The organism is Lunatibacter salilacus (assembly GCF_009797935.1).
GTDB classification, from domain to species: domain Bacteria; phylum Bacteroidota; class Bacteroidia; order Cytophagales; family Cyclobacteriaceae; genus Lunatibacter; species Lunatibacter salilacus.
This window is the reverse complement of record NZ_VOLC01000003.1, coordinates 381,908-401,738: the sequence shown is the minus strand read 5'-3', so window position 1 is coordinate 401,738 and position 19,831 is coordinate 381,908. Positions and strand designations below refer to the sequence as shown.

Sequence of the window (19,831 nt, the reverse complement as noted above, 5' to 3'; positions counted from 1 at the left end):
TAATAGTTGACCTACACTAGTGAATTTATTATTTACCAGATTCGCAGGGATAACTTTTACTCCTCCGTTGATTTATCCGTTTACATGTTCTATGTTTGTATGTATGCATTCCATTTACACTGAAAACACATGAGGGCTATTGTTTTAATATTTTTTTTTATCTCTTTAATCCTCTTTTTGAGTGTGCATATTTCACCTTTGGTGTTATCTTACACAGGACTATTGCCATTATTAATCCCCCCCTTTTTAGTGTTCAATGTGCTTTTATGCATCCTATTTCTATTCGGTCGAACTAGGTTGATAATTTATCCGATCATTGCATTGGCAGTTGGTTGGGGATTCTTCTCGGTGACTTTCCAATGGAATGAACGCTCAGCAGATGTCTCCGGTGTCACGTTGCTATCCTTTAACACGATGAATTTCAACCAAAACTGGGGAAATGACGAAGGAGAAAAAGTATCCAACTCCATTGAATGGGCCAAAAGTAACCCCTCTGACATCAAGTGTTTCCAAGAGTTTCAGCAGGATTATACGACAGCTTCCCGAAACGCGGTGAAAATCATAAGTCAAGAAGGAAGCTATAACAACTATTATCATTCCTTTGGAAACAACAGAAAAAAATCAATTGGCTTGGCGATTTTCAGTAAGTTTCCCATTATAAATGAAGGTATCGCTTTCGATAACCAGAACCACAACGGGTCCATATTCGTGGATTTAAAAATTAACAAAGACACGATTCGAGTGTATAATATCCATTTGGAATCAATGAGTATCCCTGCAAGTAAGTTGTCAGATCCAAAAGGCATTAAAATGCACTACAGGGAAACAATTAAAAAACTAAAAAGTGGTATTGTCTTGCGTGCTAAGCAGGTAAAAATATTGAAAGAGCACATTGAAAACAGCCCCTATCCCGTAATTTTGGCTGGTGATTTTAATGACGTCCCATATAGTTATACGTATTTCTCTTTAAAGACAATCCTTAAAAATTCTTTTGAAGAAGCTGGCAGGGGGTTTGGATTTACCTATAACAAAGTACTATTTTTCCTTAGAATAGATCATATTTTCCATGACGAGGTTTTTGAAGTTAAAAATTTCAAAACACATAGCGAAGTGGATTATTCCGACCATTACCCTATTTCAACAGTGATTACTTGGCAAAGTCCGCTTAAGGTCAAGTCGTTTGATGAGAAGTATTAATTGCTTCCACCTTAGGATAAGCGGTTTGCTACCTTCTGTAATTTCCACCTATATTTAAGGCTTAATTTAATTTTATGATGAGAAGATTGAATGGATTATTTTATGGAATGCTTATTACTGCTTTTGGTATCTGCCAGGCCTCCTTCGGACAGGAAGATCGATGGCAGCAGTCGGTAAGTTATCAAATGGAGGTAGACATGGACGTGGTTTCAAACCAGTACACTGGCAAACAAACCATCGCCTACACCAACAATTCTCCGGACACGTTATACCGAGTTTTTTTTCATTTATATTATAATGCCTTCCAGCCAAACAGCATGATGGATGTTCGCTCCCGAACAATCGTAGACCCCGACAGAAGGGTTACGGACCGAATTTCAAAGCTAAAACCGAACGAAGTTGGCTACCTCAATGTAAGTCAGCTAAAAATGAACGGACTGGATGTCTCCTTTGAGCAAGTAGAAACCGTTTTGGAAGGCGATCTTCCCCACCCGATATTGCCACATACTACCGTATTGTTTGAAACCAGTTTTGATGGGCAGGTTCCCTTACAGGTTAGGCGCTCAGGTAGGGACAGTGAAGAAGGGGTACGTTATTCCATGTCACAGTGGTACCCAAAGATATCCAATTATGATTACCAAGGTTGGCATGCAAATCCGTATGTCGGTAGAGAGTTTTATGGCATTTGGGGGGATTTTGATGTAAGCATTTCCATCGACAAAACCTATATTTTGGGTGGAACTGGCTACCTTCAAAATTCCAATGAAATCGGTCACGGATATGAGGATCCTGGTGTGACTGTTCCGGAAATTGATGGTGAAAAATTGACTTGGCATTTCTATGCCCCCCGGGTGCATGATTTTATGTGGGCCGCTGACCCTAAGTACACACATGACCGCATCGAAATGGACAATGGGATCACTGTCCACCATCTCTACATTAAAAATTCTCAAACTGCCCCAAATTGGGAAAAATTAAAGAGCTATACTCCCGCGGCTATTACCTATATGAGTGAGCATTTTGGAGAGTATCCTTATAAGCAGTTCTCTGTGATACAGGGAGGAGACGGAGGGATGGAATATCCCATGTCTACCCTAATAACAGGTCAACGAACTCTTGGAAGCTTGGTAGGTGTGATGGTTCACGAATTGATACACAGTTGGTTCCACGGTGTACTTGGTAGCAATGAAAGCCTATATTCCTGGATGGATGAGGGGTTCACCACCTATGCCGGAAACCTTACGATGGCAAATATTTTCTCCGACGTACCCTCCGGATTTCCTCACAGGGGTTCTTATGCGGGATATGAACGTCTGGCAACTTCAGGTTTGGAAGAACCGCTTTCTACACATGCCGATCATTTTAACACCAATTTCGCATACGGGTCTGCTGCATATTCCAAAGGTTCACTTTTCCTTTCTCAGCTGGAGTACATCATGGGCGAAGGACATCTCGCCAAAGGGATGTTACGATATTGGAATACTTGGAAATTTAAGCATCCCAATGTCAATGATGTAATACGGGTAATGGAAAAACAAAGCGGTTTGGAATTGGATTGGTTCAAAGAATATTGGGTGTTTTCCACCAAAACCATTGATTATGCTATTTCGGATGTGTCGGCATCAGGTCAACAGACAAAAATCACTCTTGAAAGAATTGGTCTCATGCCTATGCCTATAGACTTGGTGGTCACCTATACCGATGGAAGTCAAGAACAGATATACCTTCCATTGGTCATCCAGAGGGGTCAAAAGCCAGAAAAAGCAGACGGTCCCAAGCGAATCTTAACTGAAAGGTGGCCTTGGACAAATGAACAAAAAGAAATTTTATTGGATAGGCCGCTAGCAAATATTCAGTCCATTGAGATTGATCCCTCCCTACTTATGGCAGATATTGACAGATCAAATAATGTTTTTAGTAATGAAAAATAAATTCCAGTTGGGCAGTTTTTAAAAAAAAAGATGGTAATAAAAAACCTCCGGGACAGAATCCCGGAGGTTTGAACACTTAAAAAACCACCAACCTTTATTAAATTCTATTTTTTTTCCCCTGCAAAGCCATATTTACTTTGTCTGTAAGTAAGTACATTACAGGTACTAGTACTAACGTTAAGAACGTTGCAAAGGTTAGGCCAAAAATTACTGTCCAAGCCATTGGCCCCCAAAAATCCGCATTATCACCCCCCACATAGAACTGGGGATCAAAAGAAGAGAAGAGAGTAGCGAAATTTATATTCATCCCTATAGCCAGGGGAATCAACCCAAGCACCGTGGTAATGGCCGTAAGCAATACCGGTCTTAACCTAGTTTTCCCACCTTTAACTATACTATCCAGCAAGTCAGCATAAGGTAAATAATCTCCTTCTTTCACTCCCAATTCTGTCCTTCGTCGCTCCCGAACTAAGTTGGTATAATCAATCAGTACGATGGCGTTATTTACGACAACACCTGCAAGTGAAATGATCCCTATGCCCGTCATGATGATCACAAAGTCCATGTCGAAAGCCACTAACCCCAAAAATACTCCTATAGTACTAAATAGCACCGACCCCATAATGATAAAAGGACTCGCAAAGGAGTTGAATTGGGCCACGATAATCAAGAAAATAACGGATACTGCAATAAGCAAAGCCCTGGTCAAAAACTCTGCAGATTTGGCCTGCTCCTCCTGCTCTCCTGTAAATTTAACCGTTATGCCATCAGGTGTCTCGAATGTTTGAAGGTGATCTTTTATCCGCTGATTGATTTCAGTTGCATTGAAGCCATCTGTCACGTTGGAAGAAATGGTAATCACCCTGTTAAGATCCTTTCTTTTGACCGAACCAAAGGTAGAGCTGTATTCCAAATCAGCCACTGCAGAAATCGGGATTTCACTCTGATTGCCAAATTTATCCCTGAAATTTATTTTTTTGTTGATCAATGCTGCCACATCATACCGATACTCATCCGCCAATCTGAGTTGTATAGGATAATCTTCTTCGCCTTCTTTGAATTTGGATACCTCCAAACCAAACAACGCTGTGCGGAGTTCATTGGCAATGGTGCTTGTAGACAGTCCAAACCTTCGGGCACTTTCCCGGTTTATATTCACAATTAATTCTGGATTTCCGGACTCAAGGTCCGTTTTTAGTTCCTCGATCCCCTGAATATTCGCTTCATTTACATATTCTCTCATTTCCGCCACAAAATCCATCAGTTTGGGGAAATCCTCTCCACTAACTTCAATATTGATTGGCTTGCCTACAGGAGGGCCAGAAGTTTGCTTTCCGACAATCACCTGAACGCCGGGATAGCCTTCTGCCAACTCCCGGATTTCCTCCATCACACCGTTAGTATTGATTCCATTTCTGTATTGATATTCCACAAAAGCCAATGTGATTTTCGCCTTATGGGGCGTAGCGGCATTGGTTGGTCCATCCATTACGTCACCCGTTCCCTCACCGATTTGGGTGATGACAGACTCAATAATATCCTGATAAGGAGAAAGTATATCAGACAAATCGTCTTCAAAACCCATCACCATTGTATTGGTCGCTTCAATATCGGTCCCCATAGGTTTTTCCAGAAATATATTCACCAGTGCGGGTTGGTTGTCTGGAAAAAACAAAACCTGGGGAGCCTTTACATAAAGTAATCCTATCGATAATACTAACAATAAAATTGTCCCTCCGAAGAAAACATAAGGGTAGGGACCTCTAAGTGCCCGAAGAAGAACGTTTTCATAATAATTTTCCAAATTTGCCAGAAATACATTTTGAAACCATGTAATAGCCCTACGCATAAAAAACAAATTAAAAAGGGTAAGTAGGGCAATCAATACAAAGGCGTTGGCCAGCGTAGTATATCCTGGGAAATATAAGATGACACCAACAATTCCCACAATCGCAGCGAAAATTAAGGTGTTTCGCTTTGGCTTTTCTTTTGAAAGATCCTGAATTTTCATATACATCGCCGTCAACACCGGATTGATCACCAAGGCCACAAAAAGGGAGGAAGAGAGCACAATGATAAGGGTTATAGGCAGATATTTCATGAACTCACCAACAATACTATCCCAAAATGCCAGCGGCAAAAAAGCCGCTAATGTTGTAGCCGTAGATGTAATAATCGGCCATGCCACTTCGCCGACACCCTCTTTTGCTGCCCGCACGGAACTTTTGCCCTCCTGCATTAGGCGGTAAATGTTTTCAACTACCACAATTCCATTATCCACCAACATCCCCAAAGCTAGTATCAGAGAAAATAGCACCATCAGGTTAAGCGTAATGCCAAGCGAGTTCAAAACCAGAAAAGAAATGAACATCGATAAAGGAATTGCAATACCCACAAAGAGGGCATTACGGAACCCAAGGAAAAACATCAAAACCAATACAACTAGAATAACCCCTAGAATAATACTGTTCTCCAAATCTTTAACTTGAGCTCGGGTTGTTTTAGACTGGTCATTGGTAATAGATATCTCCAAATCGTTCGGAAATCGATTTGCCTCAGCATCGCTTATTATTTTCTTGATTTCATCGGCAGCATCTAACAAATTCTCCCCGCTTCGCTTTACCACATTGACGGTAACTACTGGTAACGTCTTACTACGGGCATAACTTTCCCGCTCTTTGAAAGTATCCCGTACTACCGCCACATCCCGCAGGTAAACGATTTTATTCTCTTCCGTTTTTACAATGATATCCTCCAATTCATTGGGGGATTCAAATTCTCCGGTAATCCGAAGCGACCTTCGGAAATCGCCAGATAGTAGATTTCCTCCAGAGATAGTTACATTTTCTGCCTGTACTGCCTCTGAGATATCCGAGAAACTGACTTTCATGGCTTCCATTTTGAAGATATCCGCATCAATTCGGATTTCCCTTTCTACGGTTCCGCGAAGTTCCGCCTTGGATACTTGCGGAAGCTTTTCCACCTCGTCCTCGAGGTATTCGCCGAATTTTTTAAGCTCTACCTCTGAATAATTTCCGGAAATGTTGATATTCATAATAGGAAAATCAGAAGTATTCACTTCCAGCACATCCGGATCCCTGTCCAAGTCGGTGGGCAGTTCACTTTTGGACTTGTCCACTGCGTCTTTTACATCCTGCAAGGCTTTAGATATATCCACATTGGGATTAAATTCAACCACAATGGATGAAAAATCCTGAACAGAAGTGGATTTTATATCCTTGACGTTATTGATCGACTTCAACTCCTTTTCAATAGGTCTGGTAATCAAGTTTTCCATATCCACCGGTGAATTACCAGGATATGCGGAACCGACATATACGGTAGGGATCACCACCTCCGGAAAACTTTCCTTGGGCATGGTGGTATATGCGAAAATCCCCATAAACGCAATTATAAAAGAAAGGATTATTACCGAAGTGCGGTTATTCACTGCGAGGGTGGTGAGTCCAAACTCCCTTATAACCTCTTTTTTATTTTCATCCTGCATAGCTATGGATAGATTATCTTGATATGTTAACTCGTGCGTTATTGCCCACTTCCCGGAAACCTTTATCAATCAGGGTCTCACTACCATCCAATCCTTCCATGATTTCTGTATCATCCCGTTGTGTCATGCCTCGTTTGACATATTTTTTCTTAGCTGTATCGTTTTCAACCACAAACACGTAATCGCCCTGATTATCTTGAAGGATCAGATAGCTCGGAACGACAATGGCTTCTTTATTTTGATAGTCGTTAATCCGTAACACCGAAAGCATATTCGGTTTCACCAGATCCATCCGTGGTAAGAAAACTTCAACTTTAAAGGTCCTGTTATTGGGGTTTATTACAGCACCCACTGCAGTTACTTTGGTATCCAGTTGTTTGTCTATAGATGGAAACACGACCTGAACCGAATCTCCTTGCTGCAATACCCCCACGTATTTCTCGGAGACATCTCCTTCTATATACAAGTCACTCTCTCCTACAAAGTTGAACATGGAAGATCCTGCCTGCACCAACTCACCTAGCCGTACCATCACCGATTCTACTGTCCCATCAAAGGGAGCCCGAACCACCGTCCTGTCTTTTTGGATATTTAAGGTAGCCAAGGATTTCTCCAGATTTTCCATTCGGTTTTTTGCTTCTAAAAACTGAACTTCCGTTCCTATCTGCTGATCCCAAAGTCGCTGTTGTTTCTCAAAAATGGTGGTAGCCAGTTCAAGTTGGCCTTTAAGCTCATCGATATTTCTATCCACCGATTCCGCATCAATTACCGCAAGCTCCTCACCTTTTCGAACCCGCATTCCTTCCATGGCCTTTACCTCCTGTATCCGACCCGCTACCTCCGCGCTAATATTTACATTCTTCTTGGACAATACCGACCCAGTTACTTCCACATAATGTGTAAATGTGCCGGTCTTGGGTTGAGTGGTGGTAACAAGGACCGCCTTCCGTTCACTTCGGGCAAACTCAGGATCCAATTGAGCGATCTCCGTACTTAGTTCGTCCATTTTTACCTTAAGTTCAGCAGCTTCATTTTGATATTCCTGAAGCTGTTTCTTTTTCTGGTCTAGGTCTGAGTTTTCTTTCGAGCAAGAGATTACAAAACCTGCCAATGCAATCATCAAAAATGTATAATACCTTTTCATCTGTTCGTAACGTCCTGTTATTTTAAAATTCCTAAAGCTTTTTCCACATCAACCTTGGCAATCAAGGCATCATATAGTGCTGAATAATAATTGGTTTCTGCTTCTTTAAGGGCTGCATCAGCTTCGACCACCTCAAAATTTGACCCGACACCCTCTTGATATTTTATTCTCGTCATATTGAAAACCTCCATAGCAAGTTCCCTGTTTTCGCGTTGTACATTTAAAGCGGAGAGGCTGTTTCTAAGGTTTGCTTTCGCCTGGAACTCCTCTACTTGGATATTTTGAAGGGTGTTGTATTTCACGTTTTCAAGCTGTCTGATCTGAAGCCTGTTCTGTTGAATGACATAGCTTTTCCGTAACCCGTCAAAAATCGGAATTGCAACTCTAAATCCAACAAAAGATGTTGAAAACCAACGGTCGGCCTGATAGACATTACGGAAGTCCTGCGCACCTGTTACACGCTGGAATGTACCAAAAGCAGTAAAATTCGGCATGTATTGCACTTGGTTATTTTTCAAATCCAAAGAAGCCAATTCCATATTTTTCTCGAGCTGCCCGATCTCTACGCGGTCTAGCATTTGGGCATCCAATAGCGAATAAAAATCCCGTTCATCGTCTCCCATGGAATTTAAACTTTCCTCCAGAACTACCTCCAAATGAAGGGGAACTCCTAACTGAACTTTAAGCAATTGTTTGCTTACTTCTATTGAAGTATTTATTCGGTCAAATTCAGTTTTCACGTTGTTGTATTGAACTTTGATTCTAGAGATGTCCAATTTCTCCGCGAAGCCAGCCTCATACATAGCTGTGGTTTCTGTAAGCAACTGATCCAGCCTTTCCAAGTTGGAACTGATCAATACTTTTCGCTCTTCATTGACCAGAACCGTGAAATATGCTTTTTTTACATTTTCCACCACATCGATTTGGGCCTTCTCTCTATCGAAATCGGTCAATTCCCTGAGTGTCTTCGCTGCTCTCAGACCTACGAAATAGGAACCGTTAAAAATCATCTGCTCCACAGTGGTTGTAAGACTGGATTGGTAATTTACCGCAAAGGGTATAACGGTAATGTCCGAAGGGGTGTTCCCGGGAGCTCCCCCCCCACCATTATCACCGCCTCCTCCAATAACGTCACCTGCCTCGGCGGGCAATATAAGCAAGGGCGGTTGTAGGTTCTTGGTAAATTCCAGTGTACTGTTAATCTGGGGAAGGCCTTGTGCCCGCTGCTCGCCAATCGTCGCTTTGGCAATCATAACTTCCAATTGGGCATTCTTAGCCTCTACACTGTTCTCCAATGCATAGCGGATACTTTCTTCCAAGGTCAACTGTAATGTTTCCTGCGCAAATATGGGATTGACAGTCACTACAAAAGTGAAAAACCCAATTAAAAGTAAGTGTATTTTAATTGTCATAGTATTAATGCTGATGGTTCATTTTTTCCTCATAGGCAGCTCTTCCTTTGTCGGTAAAAATACCGTAAAGAAAGTGCTCAAACATTTGAAGCTGTAATTCCACAAGATTTATTCTTACCGGGTTGAACTTGACAGGGTCGAACAGAAATGAGATTTGTTCCAGCCGCATCATCGCCAAAAGTCTTGAATTGATCTCGGGCCTGAAATAGCCTAGTTCTTTTCCTCTTTCCAACAAATTTTCCAAATTAGAGATGGCACAATCTTCTTTGAACTTTTCAAACAGTGCCCAGCTTTCTGGATAATACCGTTTGATTTCGTTGAGAACCATAGGGTGCATATCCGTAAACCGCTCCCTAAGAAATTTGGAAAAAGCTATCAAATGCTCAATAACTCCATCCGCATCATCCTCAAGCTGCATCATTCTGCAGGCATTTACTTCTAACTCGCCCGAAAATGTTTCATACACCAATTGTTTCTTATCAGAAAACTCTTGGTAAATGGTCTTTTTGGACATCCCCGCCTCCCGTGCGATTTGATCCATTGTCACGGATTTAACCCCAAACTGGGAAAACTCCTTAATGGCAACTTTAATTATCTTTTCTCTTGTCTCCAAACGGCACCTAGTCTAAATATCAGTCCAAGAACTTTGGAAACTATTGCTTAGTTCAAAGTTTCCAAAGTTTTTTTGAATGGGCGAATATTGAACGATTTTCTAATTTGGGTTAATCAGAAGTATATTCATTCTTAAATCAATTCACTCACCATATATTATTCTATTTTTATGAAACTGACAGATTTTTATATCAGAAAAAATTATTTAAAAAACTAGTTTAACCTATAAAATTATTTAAACAAATCCGAAAAGGTCAAAAATCTACAGGATGATTACCTGTTCAATAACGGCCATTATCCCGAAGAATATCTTCAAAAACGGACACTTTTGAAGGAAGTTAAATTGGTTATAAAACGGATGCGAACTTATGATGCCTTTTCTTACCTTTGTCCTTCCATAAAATAGCGATTCAATCAATGATTTTATTTTTCCAATACTCCCCCGACCAAGTCTATGCACTTGAAGCTTCACGGGCCTTGGCTGTCACTGAAATAGAAAGGATTTCTTGGCTCTTTGGCAATGCATCATTCCTAGAAGTAGGCCAGCTTGAAGGAAAGTTTGTAGGCCCTAGAAAGGAGATGATTACCCCATGGTCCACCAATGCGGTGGAAATAGCCAACAATATGGGGTTGACGGATATCCTTCGCATAGAATCATTCGAAAGGTTTGTGGAAGGTGATTCCTTTGATCCCATGCTTCAGGCTATTTATGATCAAATGGATCAAGGGATTTTCAGAATAAATGTCACTCCAGAGCCCGTTAGGCACATTTCTGATATCGCTGGGTATAATGCTCAAGAAGGTCTGGCTTTAAACCCCGAAGAAGTTAATTACCTGGAGCAGGTAAGCCAGCAACTGGGGAGACCCTTGACCGACAGCGAGGTTTTTGGATTCAGTCAAGTAAATTCCGAACATTGCAGGCACAAAATCTTCAACGGAACATTTATTTTAAATGGGGAGGAGCAGCCAGCCACCTTGTTTCAGCTGATCAAACAAACGGCTAAAGCAAATCCGGGAAAAATCGTCTCCGCTTATAAAGACAATGTGGCGTTTATACAAGGCCCCTCTGCTTATCAGTTTGCTCCAAAAAGTCAGGATAAGGCCGATTTTTTTGAACTTACCCCCATGGAAACGGTCCTTTCCTTAAAAGCCGAAACGCACAATTTCCCCACTACCGTGGAGCCGTTCAATGGAGCCGCTACCGGAGCCGGGGGTGAAATCAGGGACAGATTGGCTGGCGGTACCGCCTCTATTCCGCTGGCAGGAACGGCTGTGTACATGACGGCCTATCCCCGAACCGAACCGGACAGAAATTGGGAAAAAAACCTCCCTTCCAGAAAATGGCTCTACCAGACTCCGGAGGATATCCTGATCAAAGCTTCCAACGGTGCCAGTGACTTTGGAAATAAGTTTGGCCAACCACTGATCTGCGGAAGTGTGCTAACCTTTGAACACCAAGAAGGGGACAAGGAATTTGGTTTTGATAAGGTAATCATGCTCGCAGGTGGAGTTGGATTTACCAAAGCTCCCTATAGCCTGAAAAGAAAACCTGGAAAAGGTGATAGAATCGTTGTAATGGGAGGTGACAATTACCGGATTGGGATGGGTGGAAGTGCGGTGTCTTCCGTAGATACCGGCCAATTCAGCAATGCCATCGAACTTAATGCCATCCAACGGTCCAATCCCGAAATGCAAAAAAGGGTCGCCAATGTGATACGAGCCATGGCTGAAAGCAATGATAACCCTATTGTCTCCATTCATGACCATGGTGCAGGAGGACACTTAAATTGTCTCTCCGAACTGGTGGAAGAAACAGGTGGTACCATTTATTTAAATAAACTCCCAGTGGGAGATCCAACCCTGTCTGCCAAAGAAATCATCGGCAACGAATCCCAAGAACGCATGGGGCTGGTCGTGAAGCCTGAGGATCTACCAACATTAAAGCGGATTGCGGATAGGGAACGAGCACCTATTTATGATGTCGGGGAGACTACCGGGGATATGCATTTCAAATTTGAAAATGAAAGTACCGGAGAGAAGCCGGTGGACTGGAACCTAGCACATATGTTTGGATCCTCACCCAAAACGATTCTGGAGGATCAAAAACCAACGCAGGCATTCCCTCCCCTATCCTATGAAAAAGAAAACTGGATTAGCTACCTGGTCGATGTACTTCAACTGGAAGCAGTAGCCTGCAAAGACTGGCTAACCAACAAAGTGGACCGCTCTGTAACCGGCCGGGTAGCTACCCAACAAAGTACCGGAGCCATCCAAGTCCCTCTAAATAATGTGGCTGTAATGGCCCTGGACTTCACAAGTAATAAAGGCATTGCCACCTCAATTGGACATGCTCCGGTAGCCGCCTTGTCGGATCCGGAAATTGGTTCCAGGCTGGCCATTGCGGAGTCATTGACGAATTTGATTTGGGCACCCCTCACAGACGGGTTACAAGGGGTTTCCCTAAGTGCCAATTGGATGTGGCCCGCCAAAAACCCGGGAGAAAACTACCGACTTTATCAAGCGGTAAAAGCAACCAGCGAATTCGCCATAGCACTGGGCGTTAATATTCCTACCGGAAAGGATTCTTTGTCTATGACCCAAAAGTATCCCGGGGGGCAAACTGTTTACTCACCGGGAACAGTGATTATCTCTACTGTAGGGGAATGTGCTGACATTAGAAAAACCGTTTCTCCGGATTTAACTCCCGTTTCCGGAAGTGTATTAGTTTTGATTGATTTTTCAAGTGATGATTTAAAACTTGGCGGTAGTAGCCTCGCGCAGGTACTTAACCAAGTAGGGAACGAGGTTCCGGATATCAAGGATGCAGCATATTTTGCAAAGGCCTTTTCAACCGTCCAAACGCTGGTAGAAAAAGGGTTGATTTTAGCAGGTCACGATATCTCATCTGGCGGATTGATCACTACGTTACTTGAAATGTGTTTTCCTACGGAAAATGCTGGTCTTCTACTCAAGGAAAAATTCCTAGGCTCCGACCCTGTCCAAACTTTATTTTCAGAAAATCCAGGTGTAGTTTTACAAGTGGAAGCCGGAGGCGAAGCTATAAATTTACTAAACCAAGAAGGAATAAAAGCTGAAATCATTGCCAAAGTTACTCAGGATGCCCTTGTCAGGTTCGACGGTGAAGAAATCTCCCTAGATGTAAATTCATACCGGGAAAATTGGTTTCTTTCTTCGTATCTGCTGGATAGAAAGCAAAGTGGGGAAAAATTGGCAAAAATGCGAAAGGAAAATTTTGCGCAGCAGCCCCTTTCATATTCATTTGGCAAAAACTGGCTAGGAAGGTTGAGTGCAATAGGTCTCGATCCTTATCGAGCGACACCTTCCGGTACCCAGGCAGCGATTATACGGGAAAAAGGAGTGAATGGAGACCGGGAAATGGCTTATGCCTTATGGTTGGCTGGGTTTGATGTGAAGGATGTCCATATGACTGACCTGATATCCGGTGCTGAGAATTTGGAGGATGTACAGCTTATTGTATTTGTCGGCGGATTTTCCAATTCCGATGTCTTGGGCTCTGCCAAAGGATGGGCTGGAGCCTTTCTCTATAACGACAAAGCCAAGCGGGCCTTGGACAATTTCTACAATCGACCCAACACCCTCAGTCTGGGCGTTTGCAATGGGTGTCAACTTATGGTGGAGTTGGGATTGGTATATCCCGAGCACGACAAGCAGCCAAGAATGCTGCACAATGAAAGTCACAAGTTTGAATCTGCCTTTGTCAACGTCACTATTCCAGAAAACAAATCCGTGATGTTCGGATCACTTGGAGGGCAACGGCTTGGAGTTTGGGTGGCGCATGGAGAAGGGAAATTCAGTCTTCCCCAATCAATAGAAAGCTATGACATCGCTATGAAGTACAGCTATGAGGCCTATCCAGGTAATCCAAACGGATCAGACTTTGCTACGGCTGGAATCGTTTCCGCTGATGGGCGGCATTTAGCCATTATGCCCCATATTGAGCGATCTATCTTTTCTTGGAATTGGCCCCATTATCCACGTGAAAGAAAAGACGAGGAAATTTCCCCTTGGATCGAAGCATTTATCAATGCTAGGAATTGGGTTGCTTCTCGGAATAGCTAATTGAAAAGAGACCTGGCAGGTTTTAAAAACCTGCCAGGTCTTTACATTTTATTACATATTCATACTATACCCACCAAACCTTCGAAGGTTGTAGGTAACTGTAAGCATAAAAAACTGACGAAGAACCTGAGTACGGACATTTTCCACAAAAACATCCGTAACGTTTCGGTCGATACTGGTATTCTGATTCATTAAGTCAAAAACTGTCAGCTTAACCTCCGCCTTTTTGGAAGGAGGTATTCTATAGCCCATTTCCAAGTTGACCAATAATATGGATTGATCAAAATCTTCCCCCAAACCGGAATATACGAGGTGGTTTACACTGTTGCCTACAAAGAAGCCACCCGCGAAATTCCAGAACAAATCCATTCGGGTATTATGCGTGTAGAAGTTGTTTGAAAGCTCCTGCTGCAAACTGCTTCGGACGATATTATAATTTCCGGTTGAGGACAGGTTGAAGTCAATTCGTTCGTTGATATTGCTACTTAGGTTGATGCCCTGAGAAATGCCTGTGTTTCGGTTGAAATTATATTCACCGTTAATGATTCCCGGGCGGTTATTCATCCGTAAGCCTGTATTTACACTCAAGTTGCTCTTCATAAAGCGTAGCGGAAATCCATAACTAGCGTAGGCCCTGACATACCAATAATCATCCAAGTTAACTGGCCGGCTGAACTGCCCCCCCTGAGGAAGCAACACCTCACCCTGAATTAGGGTGTCCCGATTGGCAACAAACGTTTCATTTCCTATAAAATCCCTTCGGAGATTCCCATAAAGGAATAGCATAAGTGACTTATTCGTTTCCGGGTTGATCCTACGGTAACGCGTAAACAAACGATGGCTGTACTCTTGATTCAAGTCCGGATTTCCATTAGAAAGTTGGAGTGGGTTGGCATTGCTGATGACGTCCTGAAGCTGCCGGATGGTAGGAGCTGTAGTACTGGTGTTGTAGTCAATCCGCATATTGCTCAACTCGTTAAATTGGTAGTTTACTACAACCCGTGGAAGCAAGTTGGTAAAGTTGCGTTGTGTATTTTCAAATCCAGGAAAAATCCTGTCACTGTCGATTTTTGCCGACTGTAGGTTTAAATTCGAATATACCGACATCTTATCGGACCGATAGCTATACCCTACACCGGCATACTGTGATAGGTACATGTTTTCAAACTGATTGGAAAGCGCAGTATCCAGAGAAACCAATGCTGTCTCCTGCTCCCGGGAGGTTACGATTCGTTCCGTATCCGAAAGGTTATTTGAAATGCTGTAGTTTACCCGAAGGTTGGATTTTTCACTTAATGGCTCAAAATAGCTTACTCGGGCTCTGTAAGATGTGCTGTTGTAGCCGTTGTCTCTAAACTGTATAAGGCTGTCAATATTTGAATTTTGATAATTTTCGTTCACTGCAACCAAATCCGAATAGCTTCTGCTGTCGTAGACGCTGGTATTCAAACTAGTGGAGAGTACCCTTCCTTCTTTGGCAAACTTATATCGGTAAATCAGGGAATTTCCAAAATTCATGGATTCCCTGTTATTTTCTGTTGTATTATTATTTCTGCTAATAGGGTTTTGCGCATCAAAAAGGTTAATGGCATCCCGGATATTTACAGAGCTGCTTTTATCATATCCAAATCGAGGTCGCAATATGATCGCATGCCTTTCAGTGATGTTGTAGTCAATTCTAAAATTCATCCGGTGACTTTCTGTATTTGTTTGATTTAGCCTCGACTCGTTGTACAGTTGCAGGCTGTCATTAGGCAAAATATATTCCCTCGATGAGGTTGTATTTAGCACGTTGTCCCGGTTATTGAATAGGTAACTTCCCGTCAATTTTAATTTCTCGTCCAAGTATTCGTCAGAGAAGTTCGCACCAATGGCATTGGTAGTTGTGACGCCGGGCAAATTACCCACGGTAAGGTCTGATCCTCCGCCTCTACGGCTATCATCGCCTTCCAAATCCCCCAATTCGTCAGATCCAAAGTTTTGCTGATTGATATTGTTACTCAGACCCAATATGGAAAGCCTTCGGGCACCGTTAAAGAAGTTCATGTTTCCACCTGCCAGGTAATTGTTGTCCGTTCCATACCCCCCATAGAACTTCCCAAATCTACCCGCCCGTCTGTCGGGTTTTGTTATGATATTGATTGTCTTAACAGTTTCCCCGTCATCAAAGCCCGTCAGTTGAGCCTCGTCACTCTTTCTGTCTAAAAACTCCACTCTTTCAATGACTTCGGCAGGAAGGTTTTTAAGGGCTGCGGCCGGATTATCACCGAAAAACGGTCTGCCGTCTACCAATATTTCCATCACCTCTTCTCCCTGAACCTGAATAACGCCGTTTTGGATGACTACACCCGGCATTTTTCGAACCAATTCATCCGCATCTGCCTCAGGTCTAGTTTTAAAAGCCGCCGCATTAAAAGCAACCGTATCCCCCCTTACTTCCCCGCCGAGTGCATCGGCTGATATCTCAAAGGTTTCCAATTCCTGTCCATCACTTTCTATTTCAAAGGTCCCCAGATCATTGTTAGCAGGTGCCGTGGTTTTCAGCGCAAATGGTTTGTAACCAATAAAAGAGATTTCCACCACAAATTCAGACTGGCTAGGCTTTTTGATGGTAAAGGTGCCGTCAAAATCCGTAAATGTGGAACTTAGGGTTTCTCCATCGTCTGTTTTCAGAAAAACATAGGAGCCAAAGAGCTCCTCCTTGCTTTGTTTGTCGATAACTTTTCCTTTGAAGGTTTCCTGAGCATACAAAGACGATGAAAAAACAAGAGCCAAAATAATGGGACAAATAAGCTTAAGCATGAAATTGATATTAGATAATAAATCCTTATTTGTTTGCAAGTTGGGACCTTGAAAGATACAGAACTATTTAAATTATGTCAGAGCAAAAAAGAGGTGTTATATGGTCAAATTATTGGTTAACGTCCAAAACTGGAATTATTTACCGTAGGGGTGAAAAAAGATTATTTTTGGAATCCCTCAAAATAAATGACTGATTATTATGATATTATTTGATCAGGTGGCGAAAAAATTCCATATCCGTAGTCGGTCTGGAAAAAAAACACGGGAAATGATTGGGTTTAGATTTGCATTAAAAAAAAAGTACGCCTACATTTGTGACACCTTAAAAAAAGGGGATCAAAATTGACCGATGGTGTAACTGGCAACACGTCTGATTTTGGTTCAGAAGAGTCCAGGTTCGAGCCCTGGTCGGTCAACAATTTAAGAAGTACATCAACGAAGGGCGTCTAGATACGCCCTTTTTTGGTTTTGGGGTTGGAAGAAAAAGAAATATAGCCTACGGCTGAAATAGAGTGGAAATATGGCCTACGGCCGAAATAGATCTCAAATATTTGGCTTACCAATAATCCTGAATTGGTAAAGAATCTGGGATATTGGGGAATGAGATATTAATAAAATATATTCAAGAATCAAAACAGAATATATTGCCAGGTTAGAACCATATCCGACGGAATCACCCTCGTGATTCGATTAGGTGCTTTTTTCAGAGTCAACTTGAAAAAAGGAAATAGAAAAAGATCCTCTTACATTCAATGAGCCTCTAGCAAAACAAAAAACATGTTGATTTTTCGGCTTAAACTCTTTCTGGAAGAAAAAAAATCCTCATCTAATTCCATTATTATTTTTTTCTAAATTTATAAAAAAATTGCTTTTACCTAACTCATTGTTTTTAAACAATAAACCTTTATGTTTTGAGAAAAGAAGAATGCAGAAGTCACACCAAATGGACATTAAATATGTCAAACGAGTTCATATAGAATATACAATTCGACCTTAAATTTGGGCTACCTGAAAATCAACCAGTGAATTTGAAATCAAACAATTCTTTGTGCTATTTTTACTTGTATTGTGAATTTGACCCTATCATCTCATTAGAGTATTAAAAAAAGTAACACTTAGTTATTTTTATCATTACCCTGAACCACCTTTTCAAAAGGCGAAGCAGGCAACCCCTCCCTAATAACCAAATTGGCTTTCCCCGGATTATGCGCCCATCCATACCTGACCGTCAAAGGCGCAGTAACCTTGCTGACATCCAAAACAATCATCTCTCCCAGAATCACCGCTATCACCCATTGATAAACACCGTCTTTTACCTGCCACAGCTTCCTAAAATATGGAAGCCAGCTTGAACTGTAAATAAAATTCAAGCTTGGCGTTACTATCACTCTCCTGAATAGGTAAATTGGCTGAATTGCGCCGTATTTGACGATGGTTCTCCGGAAGAAGAAGCATATGGGCCCATAACAACACCAACAAATCCCCCCGCAACACGGGTGCTTAGGAAAGTCCCTTCTTCAAAATCATAAAATCCTTCCCAATTTTCACTGACCGCTGTTCGATATTCAAATTTATAAAGGGCTTTGTCGAAAACTACTTTTAACTGGATTTTCCCATCTGACTCCAATACCTCCTCCTGCAGAAGATTTAACTCTCCATTGTCATCAGACTGCCACAATCCCAAAACCACCTCGCCTTCGCCATTAAGTGACTTACCAAATAGCAGGTGGTGGGTCTCATTTTGAAAAAGCAACAGACCGGATTTTTCAGCAGGAGCCTTAGGAGAGAAGTCCAAATCAGTGGTGGCATATCCAACCTGATGTTGTTGCCTTCTTCCAATAAAGGATGGATTACTTGTACCTCCTACTGTTTCCTCCCGGAGTTTCATTTCAATCCCATCAGAACTCAATGAAAACCATTCTTCTTTTGGAACCCGGATAAACATCCAGTAGGGTTTCAGCTCTTCTGAATCAAATCTATCTTCCAACGTAAAAGAGCCGGATTTGGGGAAGTCCATAGGTTGATTGCTCTTTGGAAGGTCAGGGAGAGGATAACTGAATTGAACAGCCTCAAAATCGGCATTGATAATCGGCCAGTCATCTTCTGTCCAAGTAACAGGGGCTAGGAAAACTTCTCTACCAATATTATATGAATCGTCAAGGTCATAGGGACGTGTAGCCAGAAAAGTAGCCCACCATTCTCCATTTTGAGTTTGGACCAGTTCTGCATGTCCCGTAGCAGAAACCGGGTTTTCCCGATTTGGATCCATATGCCTTTGGGTTAGGATGGGGTTATTTTCATACGGGATAAAGGGATCATTCAAATCCCTCGTTCGGAAAATAACCTGGGAATGGTTGACGCTGGTACCCCCTTCAGCAGCACATAAATAATAAAATTCTCCACGCTTAAAAATATGCGGCCCTTCTATCCAAACAGGCTTTTCATCAATATTTACTCCTCCATTGACTAATACCCTGTCTTCTCCAATAGTTTTTAATGTAGCTAGGTCAAACTCTATCATCCGAATTGCCCGGTGGCCGTCATAGAGCGGCCTTCCTGGAGGATCACCGTTATAGATGACAAACGATTTGCCACTTTCATCAAAATAGAGTGACGGATCTATCCCTCTAACAGTGGGTAGCCAATGCGGATTACTCCATGGGCCGGCTGGATCGGTAGCCGTAACGACAAAATTACCTCCATTATCTATCAATGTTGTCAACATATAATAGGTGCCTTCATGATATTGAATGGTAGGCGCAAAAATGCCCCTTGAGATCCCCAGTCCTTCCAGATCCAACTGTTCCGGCCGGTCCAGTACATGGCCTAACTGAACCCAGTTAACCAAGTCAGTACTTTGGAAAATGGGCACCCCAGGAAAATAGGCAAATGAAGAATTGACCAGATAATAATTTTCGCCCACACGATAAACGCTGGGATCCGGATAAAATCCAGGCAGAATTGGATTTTCAAACGTCTCTGTTTCGGAAGCGTTTTCATTTGTGGCATTCTCCTCGCCAGATTTGCAAGACACCAACAAAAAGGCAATAGCAACCAAGGCGTTTACTACTGATCCAAATCTCATTTTACTCAATCCCAATGTGGCTACTTCGTTATTCATCCT

10 protein-coding genes and 1 tRNA gene are annotated in these 19,831 nt (G+C 42.2%); 4 read left to right on the top strand and 7 right to left on the bottom strand.

The window, feature by feature from the left end:
• Nucleotides 1-297 precede the first annotated feature (297 nt).
• A complete protein-coding gene (locus FQ608_RS06530) occupies nt 298-1,197 on the top strand; it encodes an endonuclease/exonuclease/phosphatase family protein (RefSeq protein ID WP_317168897.1) in 900 nt (299 codons plus the stop codon).
• A 74-nt stretch (nt 1,198-1,271) separates the two neighbouring features.
• A complete protein-coding gene (locus tag FQ608_RS06525; RefSeq protein ID WP_158857007.1) occupies nt 1,272-3,128 on the top strand; it encodes a M1 family metallopeptidase in 1,857 nt (618 codons plus the stop codon).
• Nucleotides 3,129-3,225: 97 nt separating this feature from the next.
• On the opposite strand, the gene FQ608_RS06520 is transcribed toward FQ608_RS06525, so the two are convergent.
• From FQ608_RS06520 to FQ608_RS06505, 4 genes are read right to left on the bottom strand one after another with little or no spacing between them, the layout of a single operon-like run.
• Nucleotides 3,226-6,636, bottom strand: a complete 3,411-nt coding sequence (locus FQ608_RS06520) for an efflux RND transporter permease subunit (protein WP_394351633.1) — start codon at nt 6,634-6,636, stop codon at nt 3,226-3,228.
• A gap of 13 nt (nt 6,637-6,649) precedes the next feature.
• Nucleotides 6,650-7,780: an efflux RND transporter periplasmic adaptor subunit gene (locus FQ608_RS06515; RefSeq protein WP_158857006.1), complete on the bottom strand. Its 1,131-nt coding sequence runs from the start codon at nt 7,778-7,780 to the stop codon at nt 6,650-6,652.
• Between the two features lie 17 nt (nt 7,781-7,797).
• On the bottom strand, nt 7,798-9,192 hold the full coding sequence (locus FQ608_RS06510; protein ID WP_158857005.1) for a TolC family protein: 1,395 nt from the start codon (nt 9,190-9,192) through the stop codon (nt 7,798-7,800).
• 4 nt (nt 9,193-9,196) lie between these two features.
• The gene (locus FQ608_RS06505; protein ID WP_158857004.1) at nt 9,197-9,805 is read right to left on the bottom strand and encodes a TetR/AcrR family transcriptional regulator; all 609 of its coding nucleotides are present in this window, start codon (nt 9,803-9,805) and stop codon (nt 9,197-9,199) included.
• Nucleotides 9,806-10,221: 416 nt separating this feature from the next.
• Between FQ608_RS06505 and purL the strand changes: the two genes are divergently transcribed.
• Entirely contained in the window at nt 10,222-13,905 is a 3,684-nt protein-coding gene (gene purL / locus FQ608_RS06500; RefSeq protein ID WP_158857003.1) for a phosphoribosylformylglycinamidine synthase, read from the top strand.
• A 51-nt stretch (nt 13,906-13,956) separates the two neighbouring features.
• Here the strand turns inward: purL and FQ608_RS06495 are convergent, their stop codons facing one another.
• A complete protein-coding gene (locus tag FQ608_RS06495) occupies nt 13,957-16,707 on the bottom strand; it encodes an outer membrane beta-barrel protein (protein WP_158857002.1) in 2,751 nt (916 codons plus the stop codon).
• Nucleotides 16,708-17,050: 343 nt separating this feature from the next.
• Here FQ608_RS06495 and FQ608_RS06490 point away from each other — a divergent pair.
• Nucleotides 17,051-17,123: transfer RNA gene (locus FQ608_RS06490), tRNA-Gln, on the top strand.
• Between the two features lie 699 nt (nt 17,124-17,822).
• On the opposite strand, the gene FQ608_RS06485 is transcribed toward FQ608_RS06490, so the two are convergent.
• The gene (locus tag FQ608_RS06485; protein WP_158857001.1) at nt 17,823-18,077 is read right to left on the bottom strand and encodes a hypothetical protein; all 255 of its coding nucleotides are present in this window, start codon (nt 18,075-18,077) and stop codon (nt 17,823-17,825) included.
• A 14-nt stretch (nt 18,078-18,091) separates the two neighbouring features.
• Nucleotides 18,092-19,828 (bottom strand): glycoside hydrolase family 43 protein, encoded by a 1,737-nt coding sequence (locus FQ608_RS06480; RefSeq protein WP_234364093.1) that lies wholly within the window; start codon nt 19,826-19,828, stop codon nt 18,092-18,094.
• Nucleotides 19,829-19,831 lie beyond the last annotated feature (3 nt).

What these genes read in the sequence shown, in the direction of transcription:
- FQ608_RS06525 (WP_158857007.1), top strand. Translation starts at nt 1,272, where the DNA reads ATGATGAGAAGATTGAATGGATTATTTTATGGAATGCTTATTACTGCT.
- FQ608_RS06520 (WP_394351633.1), bottom strand. Translation starts at nt 6,636, where the DNA reads ATGCAGGATGAAAATAAAAAAGAGGTTATAAGGGAGTTTGGACTCACC.
- FQ608_RS06515 (WP_158857006.1), bottom strand. Translation starts at nt 7,780, where the DNA reads ATGAAAAGGTATTATACATTTTTGATGATTGCATTGGCAGGTTTTGTA.
- FQ608_RS06510 (WP_158857005.1), bottom strand. Translation starts at nt 9,192, where the DNA reads ATGACAATTAAAATACACTTACTTTTAATTGGGTTTTTCACTTTTGTA.
- purL (WP_158857003.1), top strand. Translation starts at nt 10,222, where the DNA reads ATGATTTTATTTTTCCAATACTCCCCCGACCAAGTCTATGCACTTGAA.
- FQ608_RS06495 (WP_158857002.1), bottom strand. Translation starts at nt 16,707, where the DNA reads ATGCTTAAGCTTATTTGTCCCATTATTTTGGCTCTTGTTTTTTCATCG.
- FQ608_RS06480 (WP_234364093.1), bottom strand. Translation starts at nt 19,828, where the DNA reads ATGAATAACGAAGTAGCCACATTGGGATTGAGTAAAATGAGATTTGGA.